Genomic DNA, 20,684 nt, shown 5'->3' on the forward strand with positions numbered 1-20,684 from the left:
GCTCCACTGTGTTCAGTGGAGCTCGTGAGAGGGCGCGGCGCGTCATAGCCGTCACCGTGACCTTCTTGCTGGTGCTGAGCGGGTTTACGACTCTGGGCCTGACCCAGAGCACTGCCCCGGCCAACGCGCTGACCGGTGATGTGATCGGGTCTGTGGATTGGCCTGGCGACGCGGATCTGCGCAAGGGCGGTGTGTTCGCGATTGCTGTGTGGAACAACCAGAACCCCTCCTTCGGGCCAACCGGAGCGGGCAACCTCTCGGGTATCGTGAGCTCGAAGTCGACGCCCACTCGCGCCATTATCTTGCGTAACACGGCGAACACCGGGTACCGCGATGCGGTGAACCTGGCGGTATCAGCAAACGTTGCGAATAAGGGCGTTGACGGCATCTGGACGACACCCGGCTTGGGCGTTCAGCAGTCGACGGCGTGGTCATCCACGGCCGAGCGTGACGCGTTTAACGCCACGTACGGCACCACCCGGTACGGCATTATTGAGTGGTCTCCTGCCAACAACAACGGTGTGGGTCAGAAGGGCAAGACCTACGAGGTGCGAATCCCGTGGCCGTCTGCGTTCGACAACGAGACCTGTGGCATGGAGACCAACCCGGGCACCAACGAGCTTGTTGTGATGAACGACTGCACCCCGGCAAACGGCACACGCTACATGGTGTTCAGCCCCGGCCCCGACGGTGATCCGCTGACGCTCGCCGACAACTCGTTCCGCACGATCACCACCGTGACCTCTGCTGCGCCCAACAACAACCCGGGCAACGTGAGCGACATGACGCTTGACGCCCTCGGTAACGTGTACAACATCGCTACGAGCGGACTCCCCACCAACACTGGCCGCATCATGAAGACCGACGCGCAGACCGGCAAGGTTAGCGTCGTCGCCGACTTTGCGAGCGGAACCGGCTACACCCTGAACAACTCGGGCAACGGGCTTCCGGTGCAGGACTGGCGCGTGAACCAGTCGGAGTTCGTATCACTCGGCTTCTTGGACGGCAAGATCGTCATTCCGAGCGGCTACAACGATAACCGCGGCGCAAACTTTACCGCGATTGATCCGCTGCTGCAGCGCCCCTCGTTTGTGAAGGGCTACCCGATCGGTGCGACCGGTTGGAACGTGGCAGGTACGACCCCGAACACAAACAACACCTGGTACGACGGTGCCGGTGTTGAGGGTGCTGTTGGCCTGTCCGGTGTCGTGAAGACCACTGACGGCACCCCGCTCGCGAACCAGACGGTTGCGATCTACCGCGACAACGGTGACGGCACTGCGACGCTGCAGGGCTCTCGCACGACCGACGCAAACGGCGTGTACGAGTCGATGCTCAACTGGTCTGCAGGTGTTGGCTACATTCGTGTGGTGCAGCCGAAGCTGACCACGGGCACCGAGACCAAAAATGGCGAGGTTGTCGCAATTGATGCGTCGCTGAAGGCCAACGACGGTACAAACAGCGTCGAGGCCATCAACGAGACCAACTACGGCGCTAACCCTGCTCTCGGCACACCCTTGCAGACGAAGATCAACGTCAACGAGGTCACCGACCTCGTGAAGATCAACGGCAACAACGCGTCCGCCTACTATGTCGCCAACTTCCAGGTTGCTGTAGCCGGATCCACCGCCGACCTGTCGCGCAACAGCCTGCTGAGCAGCGACGCAAACACTGGTGTTGGTCCGCAGCACGTAAACGTTGACGGGGATGCCGCAAACGATCTGCGGATCGGCGCGGTCAACGGCCTGTTTACGATTGGTGCGACCAACAACTCGCACGCATCCGACGACGGTGTGTTCTTGAAGCTTGAGGGTGAGAACCGGGCCGTTGGTGGTCAGCTTCTCGCGCAGGGCAAAAAGTACCGCGTGCTCGTTGATAACCAGGGTGGCCAGGCAGCTAACGCCAAGGTCAGCGCTTGGCTGACGGCACCGGGTACGCAGAACGCGAGCCCACGAGCGGCGTTTGGTGCAAAGATGGCGGCGAGTGGAGCGCAGGCTGAATTTGACCTGACGGCACCGGCCTCCGCCCCGGCCGCGGCGAACAGCTACTCGACACTGCGTGTGAATAGCTCGCTGGTTGACGTTGAGAAGCCAAGCAACGTCGATGGTGAATACGCTGCGCTTGCGACGCAGACCGACAAGCCGTGGGTGACCGCGGGTGAGGTCGAAGACCACGAGGTGCGTGTTGTACCCGCGGTCTCCCGTTTCCAGGTGAACAGCAAGGTTCCCGGTAACTACAACTTCAACGTGAGTAACACGACGAACAGCCCGGCAACACTCTCCCTGGCTGCGGATGCCAAGAGCACCGCGTACGGGGTGACGACTGTCAGCAGCGACATGGTGCTCACCAACACCGCTGTTCCAGCTGGGGCATCGCTGAAGTCTGCGAAGGTCGTCGACTCCGTGACCGGTGCCGCCCTCGGCAACGCAACAGTGTCGGGAAACAACGTGACGATCCCCGGTGCACTACTTGCTGCCGGAAACGACGTTCGTGTTGTGCTCAACTACCTCGAGCTGCCCAACCCGGCTGCGTCAACCTTTGAGCTGGCACCTGCTTCTGTGGTTGCAGATGACACCGCCGAGATCACGGCAACTGTCACGGTGATCGGCGCATCGAGCGGCCTGCCTGCGGCTGGTCAGCTCGTGTCTATCAAGAAGCAGAACAGCAGCGATCCGTTCACCATTTCATCGGTGACGGATAACGGCGACGGCACGTACACCGCAAAGCTCAAGAGCGCCGCTTCTGGCACCTTTGCTGTAAAGGCCTTTGTCGACGTCAACGGCACCGACCAGCAGGTTGGACCCGTGCGTAACGCTGTGTTCACCGCGGGCGGTCCCGTCGTTGGAGCTGGAAAGTCCGAGCTCAGCATTGACGACAACAAGGATCGTGTGGCGGACGGTGCCGACAGGCACACCATCACCGCGGTGCTCAAGGACGCCAACAACAACCCCGTCGTGGGTGCTGCGGCTTCCCTCACCTCTTCGGTTGCAGACAACGCCGGTAACCCCGTTGTTGTCTCGGCGTTTACTGAAACCGCTGCTGGTGTGTACACCGCGACGGTGACGTCAACGAAGGCCGGCTCAAAGAGCGTCACGGTCTCGTACGATGCGACACTGAAGATTGGAACCGTCGACGCAAACTTTGCTGCCGGTGCTGTTGATCCTGCAAACCCAGGGTCGAGCTTCACCGTCACAGAGGGTAACCAAACGGCGGGTTCCGGATCACACACTGTGACGGCGAAACTTGCTGACGCACAGGGCAACCCCGTCTCGGGTAAAGCCGCAGGGCTGAACGGTGCTGCATCAGGCGGCGGCGTTGTGACCGGCTTTGTCGAGTCCGCTACAACCCCCGGAACCTACACCGCGAACGTTACCTCGGCCACCAAGGGCAGCAAGACGGTCACCGTGAAGTTCGGTGCCGACGCCCTCACGGCTGGCGCAAACGACAAGGCAGTCTTTGTCTCCGGTGAGGTTGACCCGAGCGCTACCGGCACCAGGTTTACGGTGTCGACCGGCACACAGGTTGCGGGATCCGGAAACCACACCGTTACCGTGACACTTGCTGATGCGGGCAACAACCCGGTTTCGGGCAAGGCTGCTGACCTGAACGGTGCGGTAACCGGTGGCGCCCTCGTGACCGGTTTCGTTGAGTCACCGGTGACCGAGGGTACCTACACCGCGACCGTCACCTCGCTCACAACCGGCACAAAGACCGTGACCGTCAACATTGGCGCGTCCGCGGTCACCGTCGGTGCAAACGACAAGGCAGTCTTCGGAGCAGGAACTGTGCTGCCCGGGCACGCTGATACTCGTTTCTGGGTGTCGACTGGCGCTCAGACCGTGGGCTCAGGCTCACACACGGTGACGGTGACGCTGCGTGATGCGAACGGGAACGCCGTGTCTGGTGTTGCTGCTCCGCTGACGTGGTCGGCGACCCCGAGCCAGGGTGTGACCCAGGCATCGGGCTTTGTTGAGACGGCAACCCCCGGTACGTACACGGCGACGATTAAGTCGACCGTGTCGGGCGCAAAGGTCATCTCGGTCAAGTTCGACGGTGCTTCGATTCTGGTCGGTGGAGTGACCAACAATGCGACCGCGCTGTTTACGGCTGGCGCCGTTGATCCGACTCAGGCGGGTACAAAGTACTCGGTGACGACGGGTGACGCGACGGCTGTGACTGGTTCACACCAGGTGACAGCGACGCTGGTTGATAGTTTCAATAACCCGGTGACCAACCAGGCTGCTGAACTCTCAGGTGTTGCTTCGGGCGGCGCTGTTGTGGGAGCGTTCACAGAGACCGTTGGAAAGCCGGGCGAGTACACCGCTCAGATCACCTCGGCGACTGCCGGCAGCAAGAACGTAACCGTGTCGCATAAGACGTCCGGGGCAGTAACTGCGTCTGGCAATGCCACGGCGAAGTTCGTCACGGGTGGCGTTGACACCAACAATGCTGGAACCACGTACGACGTAACGACGGGAACCCGGGTCGTCGGGTCGGGCTCGCACACCCTTACGGTGAAGCTTGCTGACGCGAACGGCCTTGCGGTTTCGGGGCAGAGCGCTGGAATCACCCCTGCGGTGACCGGTGGTGCTGTGATCGGTGGGTTCACGGAATCGGGTGCTACTCCCGGTACCTACACCGCTGCAATCACGTCAACGACACCCGGCTCGAAGAACGTCACCGTGAAGTTTGGTGCTGATCCGGTCAACCTCGACAAAAACGGCGCTGCTGTGTTTGTGGTGGGCCCGGTAGATCCGAGCAAAACGGGCACGAGCTACTCGGTAACCGGTGGTGAAGCTCCCGTTGTTGGTGGCGCCCACACGGTGACCGTCACGCTGGTTGATTCGCTGAACAACCCCATTCCTGGCCAGTCGGCCAACCTGGTTGGTGCCGCCGACGGAGGAGCAGCGGTTGGCGGGTTCTCGGAGTCGGTTGTGACTCCTGGTACCTACACGGCTCAGGTCACATCATCCACACCGGGCGACAAGACGGTGGCGGTAACACACACCGCTGCGGGCCCCCTGTCTACGACCGCGAACAAGGTCGCGAAGTTTGTGACCGGTGGTGTTGACACGAATGTTGCGTCGACGAACTACACGGTGACGACGGGTAACCTGCTTGCGGGTTCGGGCGCGCACACCGTGACCGTGAACCTCACGGACACGATCGGTAACCCGGTTTCGGGTCAGGCTGCTGGCCTGACCGGTGCTTCCTCAACCGGTGGTGTTGTTGGTGCGTTTACGCCGACCACGACCGCGGGTGAGTACGTTGCGCAGGTCACCTCGCTGACCCCCGGTACGCGCACCATTACGGTCACGTACGGCGCGAACGCTATTGGCCTGAAGACCGCCGGTAACGACAAGGCTGTGTTTGTGGTGGGTCCGGTTGATCCGAATGTTGGTGGGACCGGCTACTCCGTGACCACGGGCACTCGCGTCGCGGGTTCAACTGCGCACACGGTGACGGTGACACTGGCTGATTCGTTCGGCAACGTGATCGCGGGCCAGGCTGCAAGCCTGACCGGTGCCGCGACCGCCGGTGGTGTTGTTGGATCCTTCTCGGAGACTGCTACTGCGGGCACGTACACCGCTGAGGTGACGTCTGCAACCGTGGGTGTGAAGACCGTAACGGTCAAGCACTCGGGCACAACGATCAATCCTTCTGGTCCGAACACAGCTGAGTTCGCTGCGGGGGCTGTGTTCCCCGGTGACCCGGGCACGCGGTTCTCGGTATCGACTGGTGCGCAGACTGTGGGAACCGGTGCGCACACCGTGACGGTAACGCTGCGGGATTCGAACGGAATCCCTGTGCCTGGTGCGGCTGCTCCGTTGAGCTGGTCAGCAAACCCGAGCGCGGGTGTCACGCTGGGCTCCGGATTTGTGGAGACCGCGACGCCCGGTACCTACACGGCGACGATCAAGTCGACCGTGTCGGGTGCGAAGACAATTTCCGTGAACTACGACACGACGCCGATTCTGCTTGGCGGGAATAACAACGCTGCTGCCCTGTTCGTTGCGGGCAGTGTGGATCCGTCGCAGGGGAACACAAAGTTCTCGGTGACAACAGGTGATGCAACGGCTGTGACCGGTTCACACCAGGTGACGGTGACGCTGGTTGATAGCCTGAACAACCCCGTAACCAACCAGGCTGGTGAACTCACCGGCGCTGCATCGGGCGGTGCTCTTGTCGGGTCGTTTACCGAGTCGGTTGTGAAGCCGGGTGAGTACACGGCTCAGGTGACGTCGGCAACGGCGGGAAGCAAGACTGTTTCGGTCACGCATAAGACGGCCGGAGCGGTGACTGCCTCGGGCAACACCACGGCGAAGTTTGTTACCGGTGGTGTTGACACGGGTAATGCGGGTACGAAGTACAGCGTGACGGAGGGAACCCGAGTTGTGGGTTCCGGTGCGCACACGCTGACGGTGAAGCTTGCCGACGCGAACGGTCTTGCGGTTTCGGGTCAGAGCGCCGGCATTACGGCCGCGGTGACCGGTGGCGCTGTGATCGGTGCGTTTACTGAGTCTGGTGGAACGCCTGGCACATACACGGCTTCGGTGACATCGGAGACGCCTGGCAGCAAAAACGTGACGGTGAAGTTTGGTGCCGATCCGGTAAATGTTGACCAGAACGGAGCGGCCGTGTTTGTGGTCGGTCCGGTGGATCCGACCCAGGCCGGTACCAACTACACGGTGACCGGTGGTGAGGCCCCTGTTGTTGGTGGTACTCACACCGTGACTGTGTCGCTGGTTGATGGCTTGAAGAACCCGATCCCGGGTCAGGCAGCAAACCTCGCTGGCGCAGCTGATGGCGGTGCCGTGGTCGGTACGTTCCAGGAGTCGATTGTGGCTCCCGGTACCTACACCGCCCAGGTAACCGCGACAATTCCGGGCGACAAGACAGTTGCAGTGACACACTCTGCTGCTGGCGCGTTGAACGCGAAGGGCAACAAGGTTGCCAAGTTCGTAACCGGTGGAGTTGACACGAACGTTGCGTCGACAAACTACACGGTGACGACCGGAAACCTGCTTGCGGGCTCCGGCGCCCACACGGTGACAGTAAACCTGACCGATTCGATCGGTAACCCGGTCTCGGGTCAGGCAGCTGGCCTGACCGGTGCTTCCACCGTTGGTGGTGTGGTTGGTGCGTTCACGCCGACAACAACCGCGGGTGAATATGTCGCTCAGGTGACGTCACTGACTCCAGGCACGCGGACCATCACGGTCACCTACGGTGCCAACGCTGTTGGCCTGAAGACCGCCGGTAACGACAAAGCTGTGTTCGTTGTAGGCCCGGTTGATCCGAATGTTGGTGGAACCGGCTACTCCGTGACCACGGGCACTCGGGTTGCGGGCTCCGGTGAGCACACCGTAACTGTGACACTGGCTGATTCGTTCGGCAACGTGATCGCAGGCCAGGCGGCAAACCTGACCGGTGCGGTTTCGGGTGGCGCTGCAGTTGGCGCGTTCACGGAGACAGCAACCGCGGGTACTTACTCGGCCGCTGTGACGTCGCCGACCGTGGGTGTGAAGACCGTAACGGTCAAGCACTCCGGTACAACGATCAATCCATCGGGACCGAACACCGCGGAATTCGCTGCGGGTGAGGTGTTCCCGGGTGATCCCGGTACTCGCTTCTGGGTATCGACTGGGGCTCAGACCGTGGGCTCAGGCTCACACACGGTGACGGTGACGCTGCGCGACGCAAACGGGACCGCGGTCTCTGGTGTTGCAGCTCCCTTGACGTGGTCGGCGAACCCGAGCCAGGGTGTCACCCAGGCAACGGGCTTTGTTGAGACGGCAACTCCGGGAACCTATACGGCGACGATCAAGTCGACCGTGTCGGGTGCGAAGGTCATCTCGGTCAAGTTCGACAGTGCAACGATTCTGGTCGGCGGTGTGACGAACAACGCAACCGCGCTGTTTACAGCGGGTGCAGTTGACCCGGGTCAGGCGGGTACGAAGTACTCAGTGACGACGGGTGACGCGACGGCTGTGACCGGTTCACACCAGGTGACCGTAACGATGGTTGACGCGTTCGATAACCCTGTGACGAACCAGGCTGGTGAACTCACTGGCGCTGCTTCGGGTGGTGCTGTTGTGGGAGCGTTTACGGAGTCGGCTGTGAAGCCGGGCGAGTACACCGCTCAGATCACCTCGGCGACTGCCGGCAGCAAGAACGTGACGGTTGCGCACAAGACGGCCGGAGCGGTGACTGTCTCCGGCAATGCCACGGCGAAGTTCGTCACGGGTGGCGTCGACACGGGTAATGCCGATACGAAGTACAACGTGACCGAGGGAACCCGGGTTGTGGGTTCCGGTGCACACACGCTGACGGTGAAGCTTGCCGACGCCAACGGTCTCGCGGTGTCGAACCAGAGCGCAGGAATCACTGCCACGGCAACCGGCGGTGCTGTGATCGGTGCGTTCACCGAGTCCGGTGGCACACCTGGCACGTACACGGCGCAGATTACCTCGGACACCCCTGGTACGAAGAACGTGACGGTGAAGTTTGGTGCCGATCTCGTAAACGTTGACCAGAATGGTGCGGCTGTGTTTGTGGTGGGTCCGGTGGATCCGACCCAGGCTGGCACGAACTACACGGTGACCGGTGGTGAAGCGCCTGTTGTTGGTGGTGCTCACACGGTGACTGTGTCGCTGGTTGACAGCCTGAAGAACCCAATCTCGGGTCAGGCAGCAAACCTCGCTGGTGCAGCTGACGGTGGTGCTGTGGTGGGTGCCTTCCAGGAGTCCGTTGTGACTCCCGGCACGTACACAGCCCAGGTGACCGCGACAACTCCGGGCGACAAGACGGTAGCGGTCACACACTCCGCTGCTGGTGTGTTGAAGGCGAGCGGCAACAAGGTTGCCAAGTTCGTAACCGGTGGTGTCGACACGAACGTTGCGTCGACAAACTACACAGTGACGACCGGTGACCTGCTTGCGGGCTCCGGCGCGCACACGGTGACCGTGAACCTCACGGACACGATCGGCAACCCGGTCTCGGGTCAGGCTGCAGGGCTTACCGGCGCTTCCTCAACCGGTGGTGTGGTGAGCGCGTTTACGCCGACCACAACCGCGGGTGAGTACGTCGCTCAGGTGACGTCACTGACCCCCGGCACGCGGACCATTACGGTCACGTACGGCGCAAACGCTGTTGGCCTGAAGGCCGCCGGCAACGATAAAGCAGTGTTCGTCGTTGGTGCGGTTGATCCGAATGTTGGTGGGACCGGCTACTCCGTGACCACTGGCACTCGGATTGCAGGATCGACCTCACACACGGTGACCGTGACGCTGGCTGATTCGTTCGGCAACGTGATCGCGGGCCAGGCCGCAAGCCTGACCGGTGCGGTCACGGGTGGCGCTGCAGTTGGCGCGTTCACGGAAACCGCAACCGCGGGCACCTACACCGCAGAGGTGACATCGTCGAGCGTGGGTGTGAAGACCGTAACGGTCAAGCACTCCAGCACCACGATCAACGCCTCAGGACCGAACACCGCCGAGTTCACAGCTGGCAGTGTCGATCCGAACCACAGCGGCACACGATTCACAGTGACGCAGGGCGAGCAGACCGCTGGCCTTGGTTCGCACACCGTGACTGCGAAGCTGAAGGACAGCTACGGCAACGCCGTACCTGGCCAGGCCGCTCAGTTGAGCTGGTCTTCGGCGAACAGCCTCGGCGTGAACGTTGTGACGGGCTTTGTTGAGACGGCTACGCCCGGTACCTACACGGCCCCGATTCTCTCCTCGAGCGCGGGTAACAAGGTTATCTCTGTGCTGCACGGCGCAGACCCGATTACCTTCGAAACGAACCGCACTGCAACCTTCATCCCTGGTGGAGTGAGCGTCGGTAACGCAGGGACGAAGTTCTCGGTGTCAACCGGTACTCGTGTGGCGGGCTCCGGCACACACACGGTGACGGCGACACTGGCTGATGAGAACGGCAACGCGGTTTCCGGTCAGGCAGGCCCGCTGAGCTGGACGGCGAACGCTTCTCTGGGTGCTGGCGCGGTTACGCCCTTCACCGAGACGGCAACGCCCGGTACCTACACGGCCGTGATCAATTCGACGCTTGCCGGTGGAAAGGTCATCACCGCAAGCTACGGAAGCAGCGTGCTCGCTCGAAGTGGCAACGACACCGCGACCTTTGTCGCCGGTGGTGTTGACACCAACAACGCGGGTACGAAGTACACCGTGTCGCAGGGCACTCGCATTGCCGGTTCAGGATCGCACACCGTCACGGTCACCCTGCGTGATACGCACGGCAACGTGGTCTCGGGCGAAGCTGCTCCGCTGAGCTGGTCGTCAGCGACCAGCCTGGGTGTCAACAACGTCACTCCGTTTGTCGAGACAGCTACCCCCGGCACCTACTCCGCCGTGATTAGCTCCTCGCTTGCGGGTAACAAGGTGATCTCGACGCTGTACGGGGCCAACCCGATCAGTGTTCTGGGGAACGCTACGGCGGCATTTGTTGCCGGTGGTGTTGACACCAACCGTCCTGGCACGAAGTACTCAGTATCCGGGGGCGACGCCTCCGTGCTGGGCGGATCGCACCAGGTAACGGTGAATCTCGTTGACGGCGTGGATAACCCCGTGTCGGGCCAAGCGGCGAGCCTGAAGGCTGTTGCTTCGGGTGGTGCCGTGGTCGGTGACTTCACCGAGTCGACGGACACGCCTGGCATGTACACGGCGGCTGTCACATCGGCAACCGCGGGCAATAAGTCGGTCACTGTGAAGCACGACACCAACTCGGTGAACGCTTCCGGGAACACTACGGCACGGTTCATCGCCGGCGGTGTTGACACGAATGCCCCGGGCACCAACTACTCGGTGTCCACGGGTAGCCGAGTCGCCGGTGCGACCTCGCACACCGTGACAGTGAACCTCACTGACACAAACGGCAACGTGGTCTCAGGGCAGGCTGGTGGACTCACCGGCTCGGCTTCTGGCGGCGCAAAGGTGTCCAACTTCACGGAGACCGGCACCGCTGGTACCTACACGGCAACTGTGAGCTCGAACACCACGGGCGACAAGACCGTCACGGTGAACTACGGTGCAAACCAGGTCAACCTCAACGGAAACGGTGTTGCTGTCTTCGTTGCAGGGCTCGTCGATCTGGGTCACGCGAACACGAACTACACGGTGACTGGTGGAAACCAGATCGCGGGTGCAGGTTCGCACACTGTCACGGTGAAACTGGCCGATGCGAATGGAAACTCCGTAGCGGGTAAGGAAGCAGATCTTTCGGGAGCTGCGACCGGATCCGCCCAGGTCTCGGCGTTCAAGGAGTCGGCAGTTACTGCTGGCACCTACACGGCGACCGTCACCTCCAACGCCGCTGGAAACAAGACCGTCACGGTCAAGTTTGAAAGCGGTTCGGTGACTGCGAATGGCAACGACACCGCGAAGTTTGTCGCGGGCAGCGTTGACACCGGTGCTGACGCCACGCGCTACACGGTTTCGACCGGTACACGTGTCGCTGGCTCGGGAGTGCACACGGTCACGGCAACGCTGGCTGACGCGTACGGCAACCCGGTTTCGGGTGAGGCCGCTCCGCTGAGCTGGTCTTCCGTGCCTGGCAGTGTTGTGCCGAGCGCCTTTGTTGAGACGGCAACCCCGGGTACTTACACTGCGACGCTCGCGTCGCCGGTAGCCGGTGCCAAGACGATCAAGGTGCACTACGGTGCACTGCCCGTCACCCTCGGAGCTAACGACACCGCCACGTTTGTGGCCGGTGCTGTTGACACGAGCAAAACGGGCACGGCGTACTCGGTGTCGGGTGGTGACGCCTCAGTTGAGGGCGGCTCACACCAGGTGACCGTGACGCTGGTTGATGCACTGGACAACCCGGTTTCTGCACAGAGCGGTCTGCTGGTTGCGGCCGTCTCGGGCGGTGCTGTGGTTTCCAGCTTCACTGAGTCGGCTACCGCGCCTGGCACCTACACTGCGCAGGTAACCTCGGCAACCGCCGGTAGCAAGTCGGTAACTGTTCGCTACGGGGCTGACGCGGTAAACGCTTCGGGCAACACCACCGCGCGATTCGTGGCCGGTGGTGTTGACACCGGTGTCGCTGGCACCAACTACACGGTTTCGACAGGAACTCGTGTGGCTGGCAGTGGCGCGCACACCGTGACGGTGATGCTCGCTGACAAGGCCGGAAACGTGGTTTCCGGTCAGGGAAGCGGCTTGTCTGCGACCGCCGCTGGCGGCCTGGGTGGCGGTGGGGTCTCGACCTTCACCGAGACCGCTACGGCCGGTACCTACACCGCGACAATCACCTCGACGCTTGCCGGAGTGAAGACCATCGCGGTGAACTACGGCGCGAATCCTCTCACCCTGAAGGTTGGCGGAAACGCCAAGGCGAGCTTCATCGCTGGTGAGGTTGACACCGATAACGCTGCGACTCGTTACAACGTGTCCACAGGCGATGCGGTAGCGGGCTCCGGTTCGCACACCGTGACGGTGACGCTGGCTGACGTGAGTGGTAACGCGGTCTCTGGCAAGGCAAACGACCTTGTTGGTGCGGCCTCGGGTAGCGGTGCGGTGACGAACTTCACTGAGTCGCTGACCACCCCCGGTACGTACACGGCCACGGTGACCTCGAACACCTCCGGTGACAAGATTGTGACCGTGCGAGTTGCGGGCACTCTCGTAAAGCCGGGTCTGAACAGCATCGCTCGATTTATTGCGGGAGATGTTGATCCGAACAGCGCTGGCACCAAGTTCAAGGTGTCGACGGGTACGCAGGTTGCAGGATCAGGTGCTCACACGGTGACGGTGACCCTGAGTGACGCGTTCGGCAACCCGGTTTCGGGTCAGGCCGCTCCGCTGAGCTGGTCCTCGGCGAGTAGCCTCGGCGTGAACTCGGTTACGGGCTTCGCAGAGTCTGCGATCCCCGGCACCTACACCGCCGCGATCCTCTCCTCGGTTGCTGGTGACAAGGTCATCACGACGCTCTTCGGCTCGACTCCGCTCGGACTCGTTGCGAGCGGCAACGACACGGCGAAGTTTGTCGCCGGGTCTGTCGATCTGAACGGCGCGGGCACCGGATACTCGGTGTCGTCGGGTGAGAAGCAGGTCGTTGGTGGCTCACACACCGTGACGGTAACGCTGGTTGACGGTCTGGAGAACCCGGTTTCCGGTCAACGGAACAACCTCGTGGCGACAGCCACGGGCGGCGCCCAGGTCTCCAGCTTTAGTGAGTCGGCTACGCCGGGCACCTACACGGCAACGGTGACCGCGACCACAACCGGAAACAAGAAGGTGACGGTGAAGCTGAGCGGAAGCGATGTGAAGCCGAACGGAAACGACACGGCAGTGTTTGTGGCTGGTGACGTCGACACGAACAATGGCGGCACAAGCTACTCAGTGTCGGGTGGCACCGAGCTCGCTGGAACAGGAGCGCACACGGTAACGGCAACGTTGTCGGATGCAAACGGTAACCCGGTCACGGGTCAGGCTGCTGGGCTTGTTGCTGTTGCAACCGACGGTGGCGTGGTGGCAACCTTCACGGAGACGGCTGCGGTTCCAGGCGAGTACAAGGCGTCGGTGACGTCGAGCACTGCCGGAATTAAGACCGTCACGGTGAAGTTCTCCGGCAACGCTGTGAATGCCGGTACGAACAACACCAAGGCGAACTTCCTCGCCGGCGGCGTTGACCTCGGAAACGCCGGTACGAACTACACCGTGTCGACGGGAAGCCAGGTTGTGGCCTCCGGCTCGCACAAGGTGACCGTGAAGCTGGCGGATGCGAACAGCAACCCCGTCTCAGGCGAGGCAGCTCAGTTGAGCTGGTCGTCGGCTACGAGCCTCGGTGTGTTCTCGGTCACGGCATTCGTCGAGACGGCAACTCCCGGCACCTACGTGGCGACGATCCTGTCGTCGTCCGCTGGTGAGAAGGTCATTACCGTGAACCACAACGGTTCGCCGATCACCCTCACGGGGAACGGCACGGCGTTGTTCGCGGCGGGTGATGTTGACCTCGGGTTGGCTCGAACCGGTTACGTCGTATCTTCTGGTGAGGTTGCGATTGGAAACGGCTCGCACTCGGTCACGGTGACGCTTGCTGACGTGTTCGGCAACCCGATCGCAGGTCTGGCGAACAGAATCTCGGCTCAGAGCACTGACCCCTTGGGGCTGGGAATGATCTCGGGCTTCACGGAGTCGACCACCACCCCAGGTACGTACACAGCCGCGGTTGTGTCGAGCCGGCCGGGCAGCAAGTTCATCATCGCGAGCTACACAAACGGTGGTGCAACCGGCCTGATCACTCCTGTGGGCAACCGCAACGCGGTGTTCGTCACCGGTGGTACCGATATCACGCACCCGGGTACCAAGTACACGGTGTCAACGGGTGACAAGGTGGCCGAGGCCGCTGAGCACACGGTGACGGTATCGCTGGCCGACGCTGCTGGTAACCCGGTCACGGGTCAAGCTGCAGGCCTTGTGTGGGCGACCACTGCCAGCCTAGGAGACGAGACACCGACTGCATTCACTGAGACGGACGTTCCCGGTACCTACACCGCTCCGATCAAGACAACAGTCTTCGGTCTGAAGCCGATTACGGTGGTGTTCGGCGCCGACAGCATCAACCTGGTCGGTAACGGAACAGCCTCGTTCATCGACGGAGTGCTGGGTGTTGACCTTACGAAGTCTGGCTTCCAGGTGTCGACTGGATCACAGCTCGTCACGTCGGGCAAGCACACCGTCACGGTGAAGCTGCTCGATAAGAACGGCAAGCTGGTGCCCGGTCAGGTTGGCAAGCTCAAGGCCGCTGTAAGCGGTGGCATTGGTAAGGGAACCGTCGGCAACTTCGGTGAGGTATCGACTGGCACCTACACCGCAACCGTCACTTCGACCCTCGCGGGTAAGAAGCCGGTCACGGTGAAGTACGACGGTACTGACGTAAAGGTAACGATCAACCAGGGTAAGCCGGCAAACAACGTAGCGTTGTTCGCGGATCCTGTGGTTGTCCCTCCCTGCTCCACGCCACGGCCGGTTCCGGTGTTCCGCGATACTCCGTTGAACCACAAGTTCTACAAAGAGATCGACTGGATGCACTGCATGAAGTACTCCACCGGATGGCGTCAGCCCTACGGCAAGCCGCTCTACAAGCCGAACAACGAGCTCTCTCGTGAAGCGATGGCCGCGTTCATCTACCGTATGGAAGCACCGAAGGGCTACCGTCCTCCGCTCGTGTCTCCGTTCGCAGATGTGCCGACGGACCACAAGTTCTACACGGCGATTGCTTGGATGTGGGAGAGCGAACTGGCGACGGGTTGGGCAGAGCCCTCGGGCAAGCCGACCTTCCGTCCGAAGGAATCCCTGTCGCGTGAAGCGATGGCGGCGTTCATCTACCGCCTTGAAGCGCCAAAGGGTTACAAGGCTCCTGCAGTCTCTCCGATGGCCGACATGAAACCGAGCATGAAGTTCTACACCGAGGTCTCTTGGATGTGGGACGAGAAGCTGACAACCGGTAACAAGGTCGGATCGACCAAGGAGTACTGGCCTAAGAACAAGCTCTCGCGTCAAGCGATGGCGGCGTTCATCTACCGACTGGTGCTTGACTACAGGCCCAGCAAGTAGCCCCCTCTGCAAGCCCCAGTGGGCCGAGACCACGGTTTCGGCCCACTGGGTATTGCTTCGTTACACAGCGCCCCGTACCCTACCTAGGCAACGGGCCGTGAACAGCACACTGAATAAGGATCACAACAATGACAAAGACATTTCGCGCCAATCGACTTGCGGCAGCAGCGGGGATCGCACTACTCCTCGGAGTTGGACTGAGCGGCTGCCAGGCAACCGCGAACAGCAACACACCAAAGGGGCTCCCCGCGGCCGTTGTAACGGTCCAGGGTGAAGTTTCGAATGAGGCTTCACCTGACAAGAACAACTGGTCGTACACCGTAGAGGTTGCCGACGAGAAGGCTCAGAAAGAGGCCATCACAAAGCTGAAAGACAACGGCTTTACCGTGCTGGGTGAGGCCGAGGCCGACGGCAGGAAGACGTACTCGTTGACCAACGAGAAAGAAAAGATTAACGCGACTGTGGTGCTCGCGAAAGAGGGCAAGAAGTTCTTGGTCATCTACAACGTGATCAAGCTGTAGAAGCACTTCTTCGAAAAAGCGAACGGGCGTTCATGCCGTGGGAACATTGTCTCCACGGCATGGGCGCCCTTAGTCGTCCGTGCGAAAACCCGCGGCCTTGTGAGTCCCGTCGCAGAAGGGCTTGATGCTGGAAAGCCCGCAGCGGCATAGCGCAACAGTGCGTCGTTTGCGGGGAATCGGGGTGCCGTCTGCTGCGCGAAGCTCAACCTCCCCGCGTACGACGATCGGCCCGTCGGGGTAGGGAGTGATGATCGGCGTCTCGTCGTTCATAGCGCGCTCGATCACCGCAGCGACGATTCGCCGTTTGACCAAGCATTGAGCATGTGAGTAGCTGCCTCGCCGTCGATAGCGAGGCAGCACGCGGCTCCAAACATGATGTCTGCCAGCAGCTCGGGTCGATCCTCAGCCAGCGTGCCCGCCATATCCCGGCCCGCGATCTGCTCGTGAACCGCATCTGCCTCGACGTGCTCGTCGAAGTAGTCGGTCACGTCTGTGCCGAAGCCGAGACGCCGAAAGCCGTCGCCGTACATGCGGTTCGGGATCGACGAGGTCATCTCAAACGCGGCTAGGTGTCCCACAATCGCTCCGAGTAGCCGCCTGTTGAGCCCAAACATCGACATCATATTTTGTGAGGCCAGCGTGATCGCTGGAACCCTATCGAGATAGGCGGCGTAGTTGCTGTCGAGCCCGGCGGCCCGCATTGAAACCGCGAATATTTCGGCGTGGACACGGTCGGGTCTGCCGCCACCGTATTCATCTGACTGGATCTCGACCAGTGCAGCTTTGGGGCGACCCCTGAGGCGAGGGATGGCCCAGGAGTGCGGATCCGCCTCGCGAAGTGTGTAGATCGACCGCTGCACGAGAAACTCTCGGGCCTGGTCGAGTGTTGCCTTCTTCGAGAAGTAGCGCGACATGCTTGGGCCAGCTTCCTCTCCGGTTAGGGCGAAGAGGGAACGCGCGACCTGATCCGCGTCTGGTGCGGGGAGCGCGGCAACCGAAACGCGTTCCCGAAGCTCATGCTCAAACGCCGCCTCTAGCACCTGGCGCGACTCGATGAGGTCGGTATCCCACTCGAGCTCTGCAGTGAACTGCTCAAGTGAGCCGTAGGAAGATGCGTATAGGTAAAAGAGCGCAAGTTGAATGTCGTCGTCGCGAGTGATGCTTTCGGCTCGCTCAATAGCCTGCTGGGCGAGCCTGACAGGGCAGAAGTTGCTGCCGGCTGCTGAACCGGTGAGTCTGTGCAGCACCGCTTCGCTCAGCGGGCCGCGAGAAGAAAGTGTGTTTGTGGAGCGAGTAAGGCGAGGCGCAAGAAGCAAGAGGTATCCGTTCGTCGATCTAGCAACCCTCGCTCGAATGTGGTCGACGCAACAGACCCTTGTTATTGCCCCATTGGTCGGCTAGGTGTGGTCGGGACCACCGGGACTACCGGGATCACCGGGACGCAAGAAACGCCCACAGCCACAGACTGGCCGTATCCGTATCGGGCATGGGATCCTGCTGGATCCACGCCTCGATGATGCCCAGCAGGCCGCCCGCGATACCTGCCGCCTCAATTTCAAGGGGAACACCGCCGGTGGAGTCGGTGGATGAAAGTTCCAGTCCCTCCTTCACGAGGTCAATCGTGCGGGCACGCACTCGAGCGGCAACTCTCGCCGACCCCTGAGGGCCCAGCGCGAGTCGATACACGGGGGCGTACTCCGCGAAGTGTTCGATAAACCGGTGAATTTCCGTGGGGGGCTGAGCGGGGTCTGTCACAAGCACGGGTCGATTGATTCGAGTGCCGGCGCTCTCGATGGTCTCCAGGGCACTCGCGAGGAGCTCTTCGCGGTCGGTGAAGTGCTGGTAGAGGCTGCTGCGGTTTACGCCCGCGTGGGCGACGATCTCGGTCACCGGAATCTCGCCGATGGGCCGCACCGCGGCGAGTTCCAGGATCGTCGCGTGCAGGGTAGCGATGGTGCGCGCGGCTCGAGGATCCATGGTTCCAATTCTCCCAGGCGTCTGACCAAAGCTGTCAATCCGTAGTGAGTGAGCTGGAAATCAACAGTTCTCGTACAGTTTCTAGCTTCTCCAACATCTGTCGGAGTATGCTGTTCGGGAATCGATGCCGCGGGTGGTGCAGATCTCCCGCTCAAACTAGGAGGCAACATGTCTGTTCTTACCGCGCAGAGCACCATTGGTGAGTGGCTGGATAACCCGGAGGGTGCAGCGGCGCTCGGTGCGCTGCTCGCGCAGTCGGGGTCCGATGCCGGATCGCTGGCGCCCGTGCGCGCACTGCCACTTCAGCAGATGGTTGAGCTGAGCCAGGGCCAAATGCCGCAGTCGGTGATCGACGATCTCGTGCGCGCCGTCAACGGGGGCGTGATCCCTGAAGACACAGCACCCGCCGGTTGGCAGGAGCGCATCACGCAGGGTCGCTTCGACGGCAAGACCATTATCGTGACCGGTGCCGCGAGTGGCATCGGCCGCGCGACTGCCTCGCGCATCGTGCGCGAGGGCGGCCGGGTCGTTGCCGTGGATATTTCGGCGGAGAAGCTTGAGGCCGTTGCCGCAGGTTTCCCGGAGGGTCGTGTTGTTGCCGTTGCTGCTGACGTCACCAAGCAGGCCGATATTGATCGTGTCATCGCAGCGGCCGGTGACCGCATTGATGGCCTCGCGAACGTTGCCGGCATCAACGACGACTTCTCTCCGATCCACGAGACCAGCGACGAGACCTGGGATCGTGTCATCGGCATCAACCTGACCGGGGTGTTCCGGCTGACGCGCGCGGTTGTGCCATCCATGCTGCAGGCGGGCAAAGGATCGATCGTCAACATCTCGTCGGAAGCGGGTCTGCGCGGCAATGCCTCGGGCAACGCCTACACCGTCTCGAAGCACGGTGTGGTCGGCCTCACTCGCAGCGCGGCCTTCATGTACGCGCAGCAGGGGATCCGCGTGAACGCGGTCGCACCGGGCGGCGTCGCGACCGGGATCCCGTTCCCTCCGCACGTTTCTGAGACGGGCAGCGCGCGTCTGCAGCCCTTCCAGGCGGCGATCCCGTCGCTCGCGACCGCAGAGCAGCTCGCGGCCTCGATCACCTTCCTGCTCAGCGATGACGGCGTGAACATCAACGGCGCCGTGCTGCCCTCCGATGGCGGCTGGTCGGTGCAGTAATTTTCCGATCCGTCGTTAAAAACAGTGTTGCCATATTGCGGGTTGAAGCGCATTCAACCCGCAATATGGCAACACTCTTTTTTTTTTTGGGGGGGGGGAGGGGCTGGCGCCGCTAGATCGCGTCGCCGATCAGGGTCTTAGGTGACACCTTCTCCGCGACCTCGCGACGCTTCATCAGCACGGTGAAGTACCAGGCGGCCAGTGCGCCGACGAGACCGATGGCCGCGCTCACCACAAAGAACATGCTGTTCGCACCCGCGACGTTGTCTCCGAAGCCCGTGTAGATCGCGCCGCTAATCCAGGGGATCACGATGTCGGGGAGGTACCCAAAGAACGAGATCATTCCGATTGCAACACCCACAACGGCTGGCGGGATCCGGCACTCATCAAGAATTGCCCAGTAGACACCGCGCACCACATACATCAGCAGCCCCGCGGCGACGATCAGCGCATAGATGAGCCACATCGCTCCGTTGCCAGGAATAACCGCGAGCGAGATGAGCAGCACCGCTGTGATTGCCATCGCGATTGACAGCACCCGCGACCGGCCAAACTTATCCGCGAGAAAACCGCCGCTGAAGCCGCCAACCGGCCGCATCCACAGCACAATAACGGTGATCACCCCCGCACCAAGCTGCGTGGCGCCGTGGTTCACGTTCAAGAACCCGGAGAAGTAGTAGTGCGCCCAGAACAGGGTGTAGCCGCAGAAGATGATGACGATCATCACCCACACCTCACGAATGGTGAGGATCTTGCCGATTGCTCGGAACGTGTCTTTGGCCGAGGTCTTTTCTGCCGCGCCCTCCTTTTTCTCGCCGCGGTTCGGCATCAAGAAGAACAGTCCAACCGCGATCAACACAATCGCGCCGCAGTACATGTAGACGACCGCCTGGAACCCGGCCTTCGTCTCATTGAACGCGAGGTTCGCGCCGCCACCGGTGACAAGCGCAAAGACACCAACGGCGAGGCTTGCGAGCACGGCCTCAACGAGCCCACGCCCGCCGTCGAGCGCACCGAAGTAGCGGCCCTCTTCGCTGGTGTCGGCCAAGAGGTGCACCGATTTAAGCAGTGCGCTCCAGAACGTAAACACCGTCGCAAAACCCCAGACCAAAAAGATCGGCAGCAGGAATTCTTTCGGCGGAACCTGGGCGTACACAACACCGACGCCCGCGGTGACCAGCAGCGAAAAGATAATCAGCAGTTTGACCGAGAAGCGATCCGCCAACCAGCCACTCGGAATGTAGCCGATCACAAACATGAAACCGAGCATTGTGTAGAGGCCAGCGAGGTCTGCCTGGCTGATGTCAAACAGGGTGAGGATCGTGGCCTCGAAGTTCTGTCTGAGGTAGACCAGCGGATAGATGGAACCTGCAGCAAGAATGAGCAGGGCGAGCTCGAAAATCTTCTTTGATTGAGCGAGCTTTGTCATGGG

Annotated in this window: 7 protein-coding genes; 3 read left to right on the top strand and 4 right to left on the bottom strand. The window is 61.6% G+C overall.

What is annotated here, in order from left to right; genetic code table 11:
* Window positions 1-56 precede the first annotated feature (56 nt).
* On the top strand, window positions 57-15,581 hold the full coding sequence (locus G7068_RS11660) for an invasin domain 3-containing protein (protein WP_166292111.1): 15,525 nt from the start codon (window positions 57-59) through the stop codon (window positions 15,579-15,581).
* Between the two features lie 128 nt (window positions 15,582-15,709).
* The gene (locus tag G7068_RS11665) at window positions 15,710-16,102 is read left to right on the top strand and encodes a hypothetical protein (RefSeq protein WP_166292112.1); all 393 of its coding nucleotides are present in this window, start codon (window positions 15,710-15,712) and stop codon (window positions 16,100-16,102) included.
* A 69-nt stretch (window positions 16,103-16,171) separates the two neighbouring features.
* Here G7068_RS11665 and G7068_RS11670 read toward each other — a convergent pair whose 3' ends face one another.
* The 3 genes from G7068_RS11670 to G7068_RS11680 form a co-directional block, all read right to left on the bottom strand.
* Window positions 16,172-16,414, bottom strand: a complete 243-nt coding sequence (locus G7068_RS11670) for a CDGSH iron-sulfur domain-containing protein (RefSeq protein WP_341873744.1) — start codon at window positions 16,412-16,414, stop codon at window positions 16,172-16,174.
* Window positions 16,384-17,418, bottom strand: a complete 1,035-nt coding sequence (locus tag G7068_RS11675; protein ID WP_205881294.1) for an iron-containing redox enzyme family protein — start codon at window positions 17,416-17,418, stop codon at window positions 16,384-16,386. Before G7068_RS11675 ends, G7068_RS11670 begins: the two co-directional genes overlap by 31 nt.
* 115 nt (window positions 17,419-17,533) lie before the next feature.
* Entirely contained in the window at window positions 17,534-18,079 is a 546-nt protein-coding gene (locus G7068_RS11680; protein WP_166292113.1) for a TetR/AcrR family transcriptional regulator, read from the bottom strand.
* A 168-nt stretch (window positions 18,080-18,247) separates the two neighbouring features.
* Here G7068_RS11680 and G7068_RS11685 point away from each other — a divergent pair, with 168 nt between their 5' ends.
* Window positions 18,248-19,252: an SDR family NAD(P)-dependent oxidoreductase gene (locus tag G7068_RS11685; protein ID WP_166292114.1), complete on the top strand. Its 1,005-nt coding sequence runs from the start codon at window positions 18,248-18,250 to the stop codon at window positions 19,250-19,252.
* Between the two features lie 112 nt (window positions 19,253-19,364).
* Here the strand turns inward: G7068_RS11685 and G7068_RS11690 are convergent, their stop codons facing one another.
* A complete protein-coding gene (locus G7068_RS11690; RefSeq protein ID WP_166292115.1) occupies window positions 19,365-20,681 on the bottom strand; it encodes an MFS transporter in 1,317 nt (438 codons plus the stop codon).
* Between the last annotated feature and the right edge of the window lie 3 nt (window positions 20,682-20,684).

The organism is Leucobacter viscericola (assembly GCF_011299575.1).
GTDB lineage: Bacteria > Actinomycetota > Actinomycetes > Actinomycetales > Microbacteriaceae > Leucobacter > Leucobacter viscericola.

What these genes read in the sequence shown, in the direction of transcription:
- G7068_RS11665 (WP_166292112.1), top strand. Translation starts at nt 15,710, where the DNA reads ATGACAAAGACATTTCGCGCCAATCGACTTGCGGCAGCAGCGGGGATC.
- G7068_RS11680 (WP_166292113.1), bottom strand. Translation starts at nt 18,079, where the DNA reads ATGGATCCTCGAGCCGCGCGCACCATCGCTACCCTGCACGCGACGATC.
- G7068_RS11685 (WP_166292114.1), top strand. Translation starts at nt 18,248, where the DNA reads ATGTCTGTTCTTACCGCGCAGAGCACCATTGGTGAGTGGCTGGATAAC.
- G7068_RS11690 (WP_166292115.1), bottom strand. Translation starts at nt 20,681, where the DNA reads ATGACAAAGCTCGCTCAATCAAAGAAGATTTTCGAGCTCGCCCTGCTC.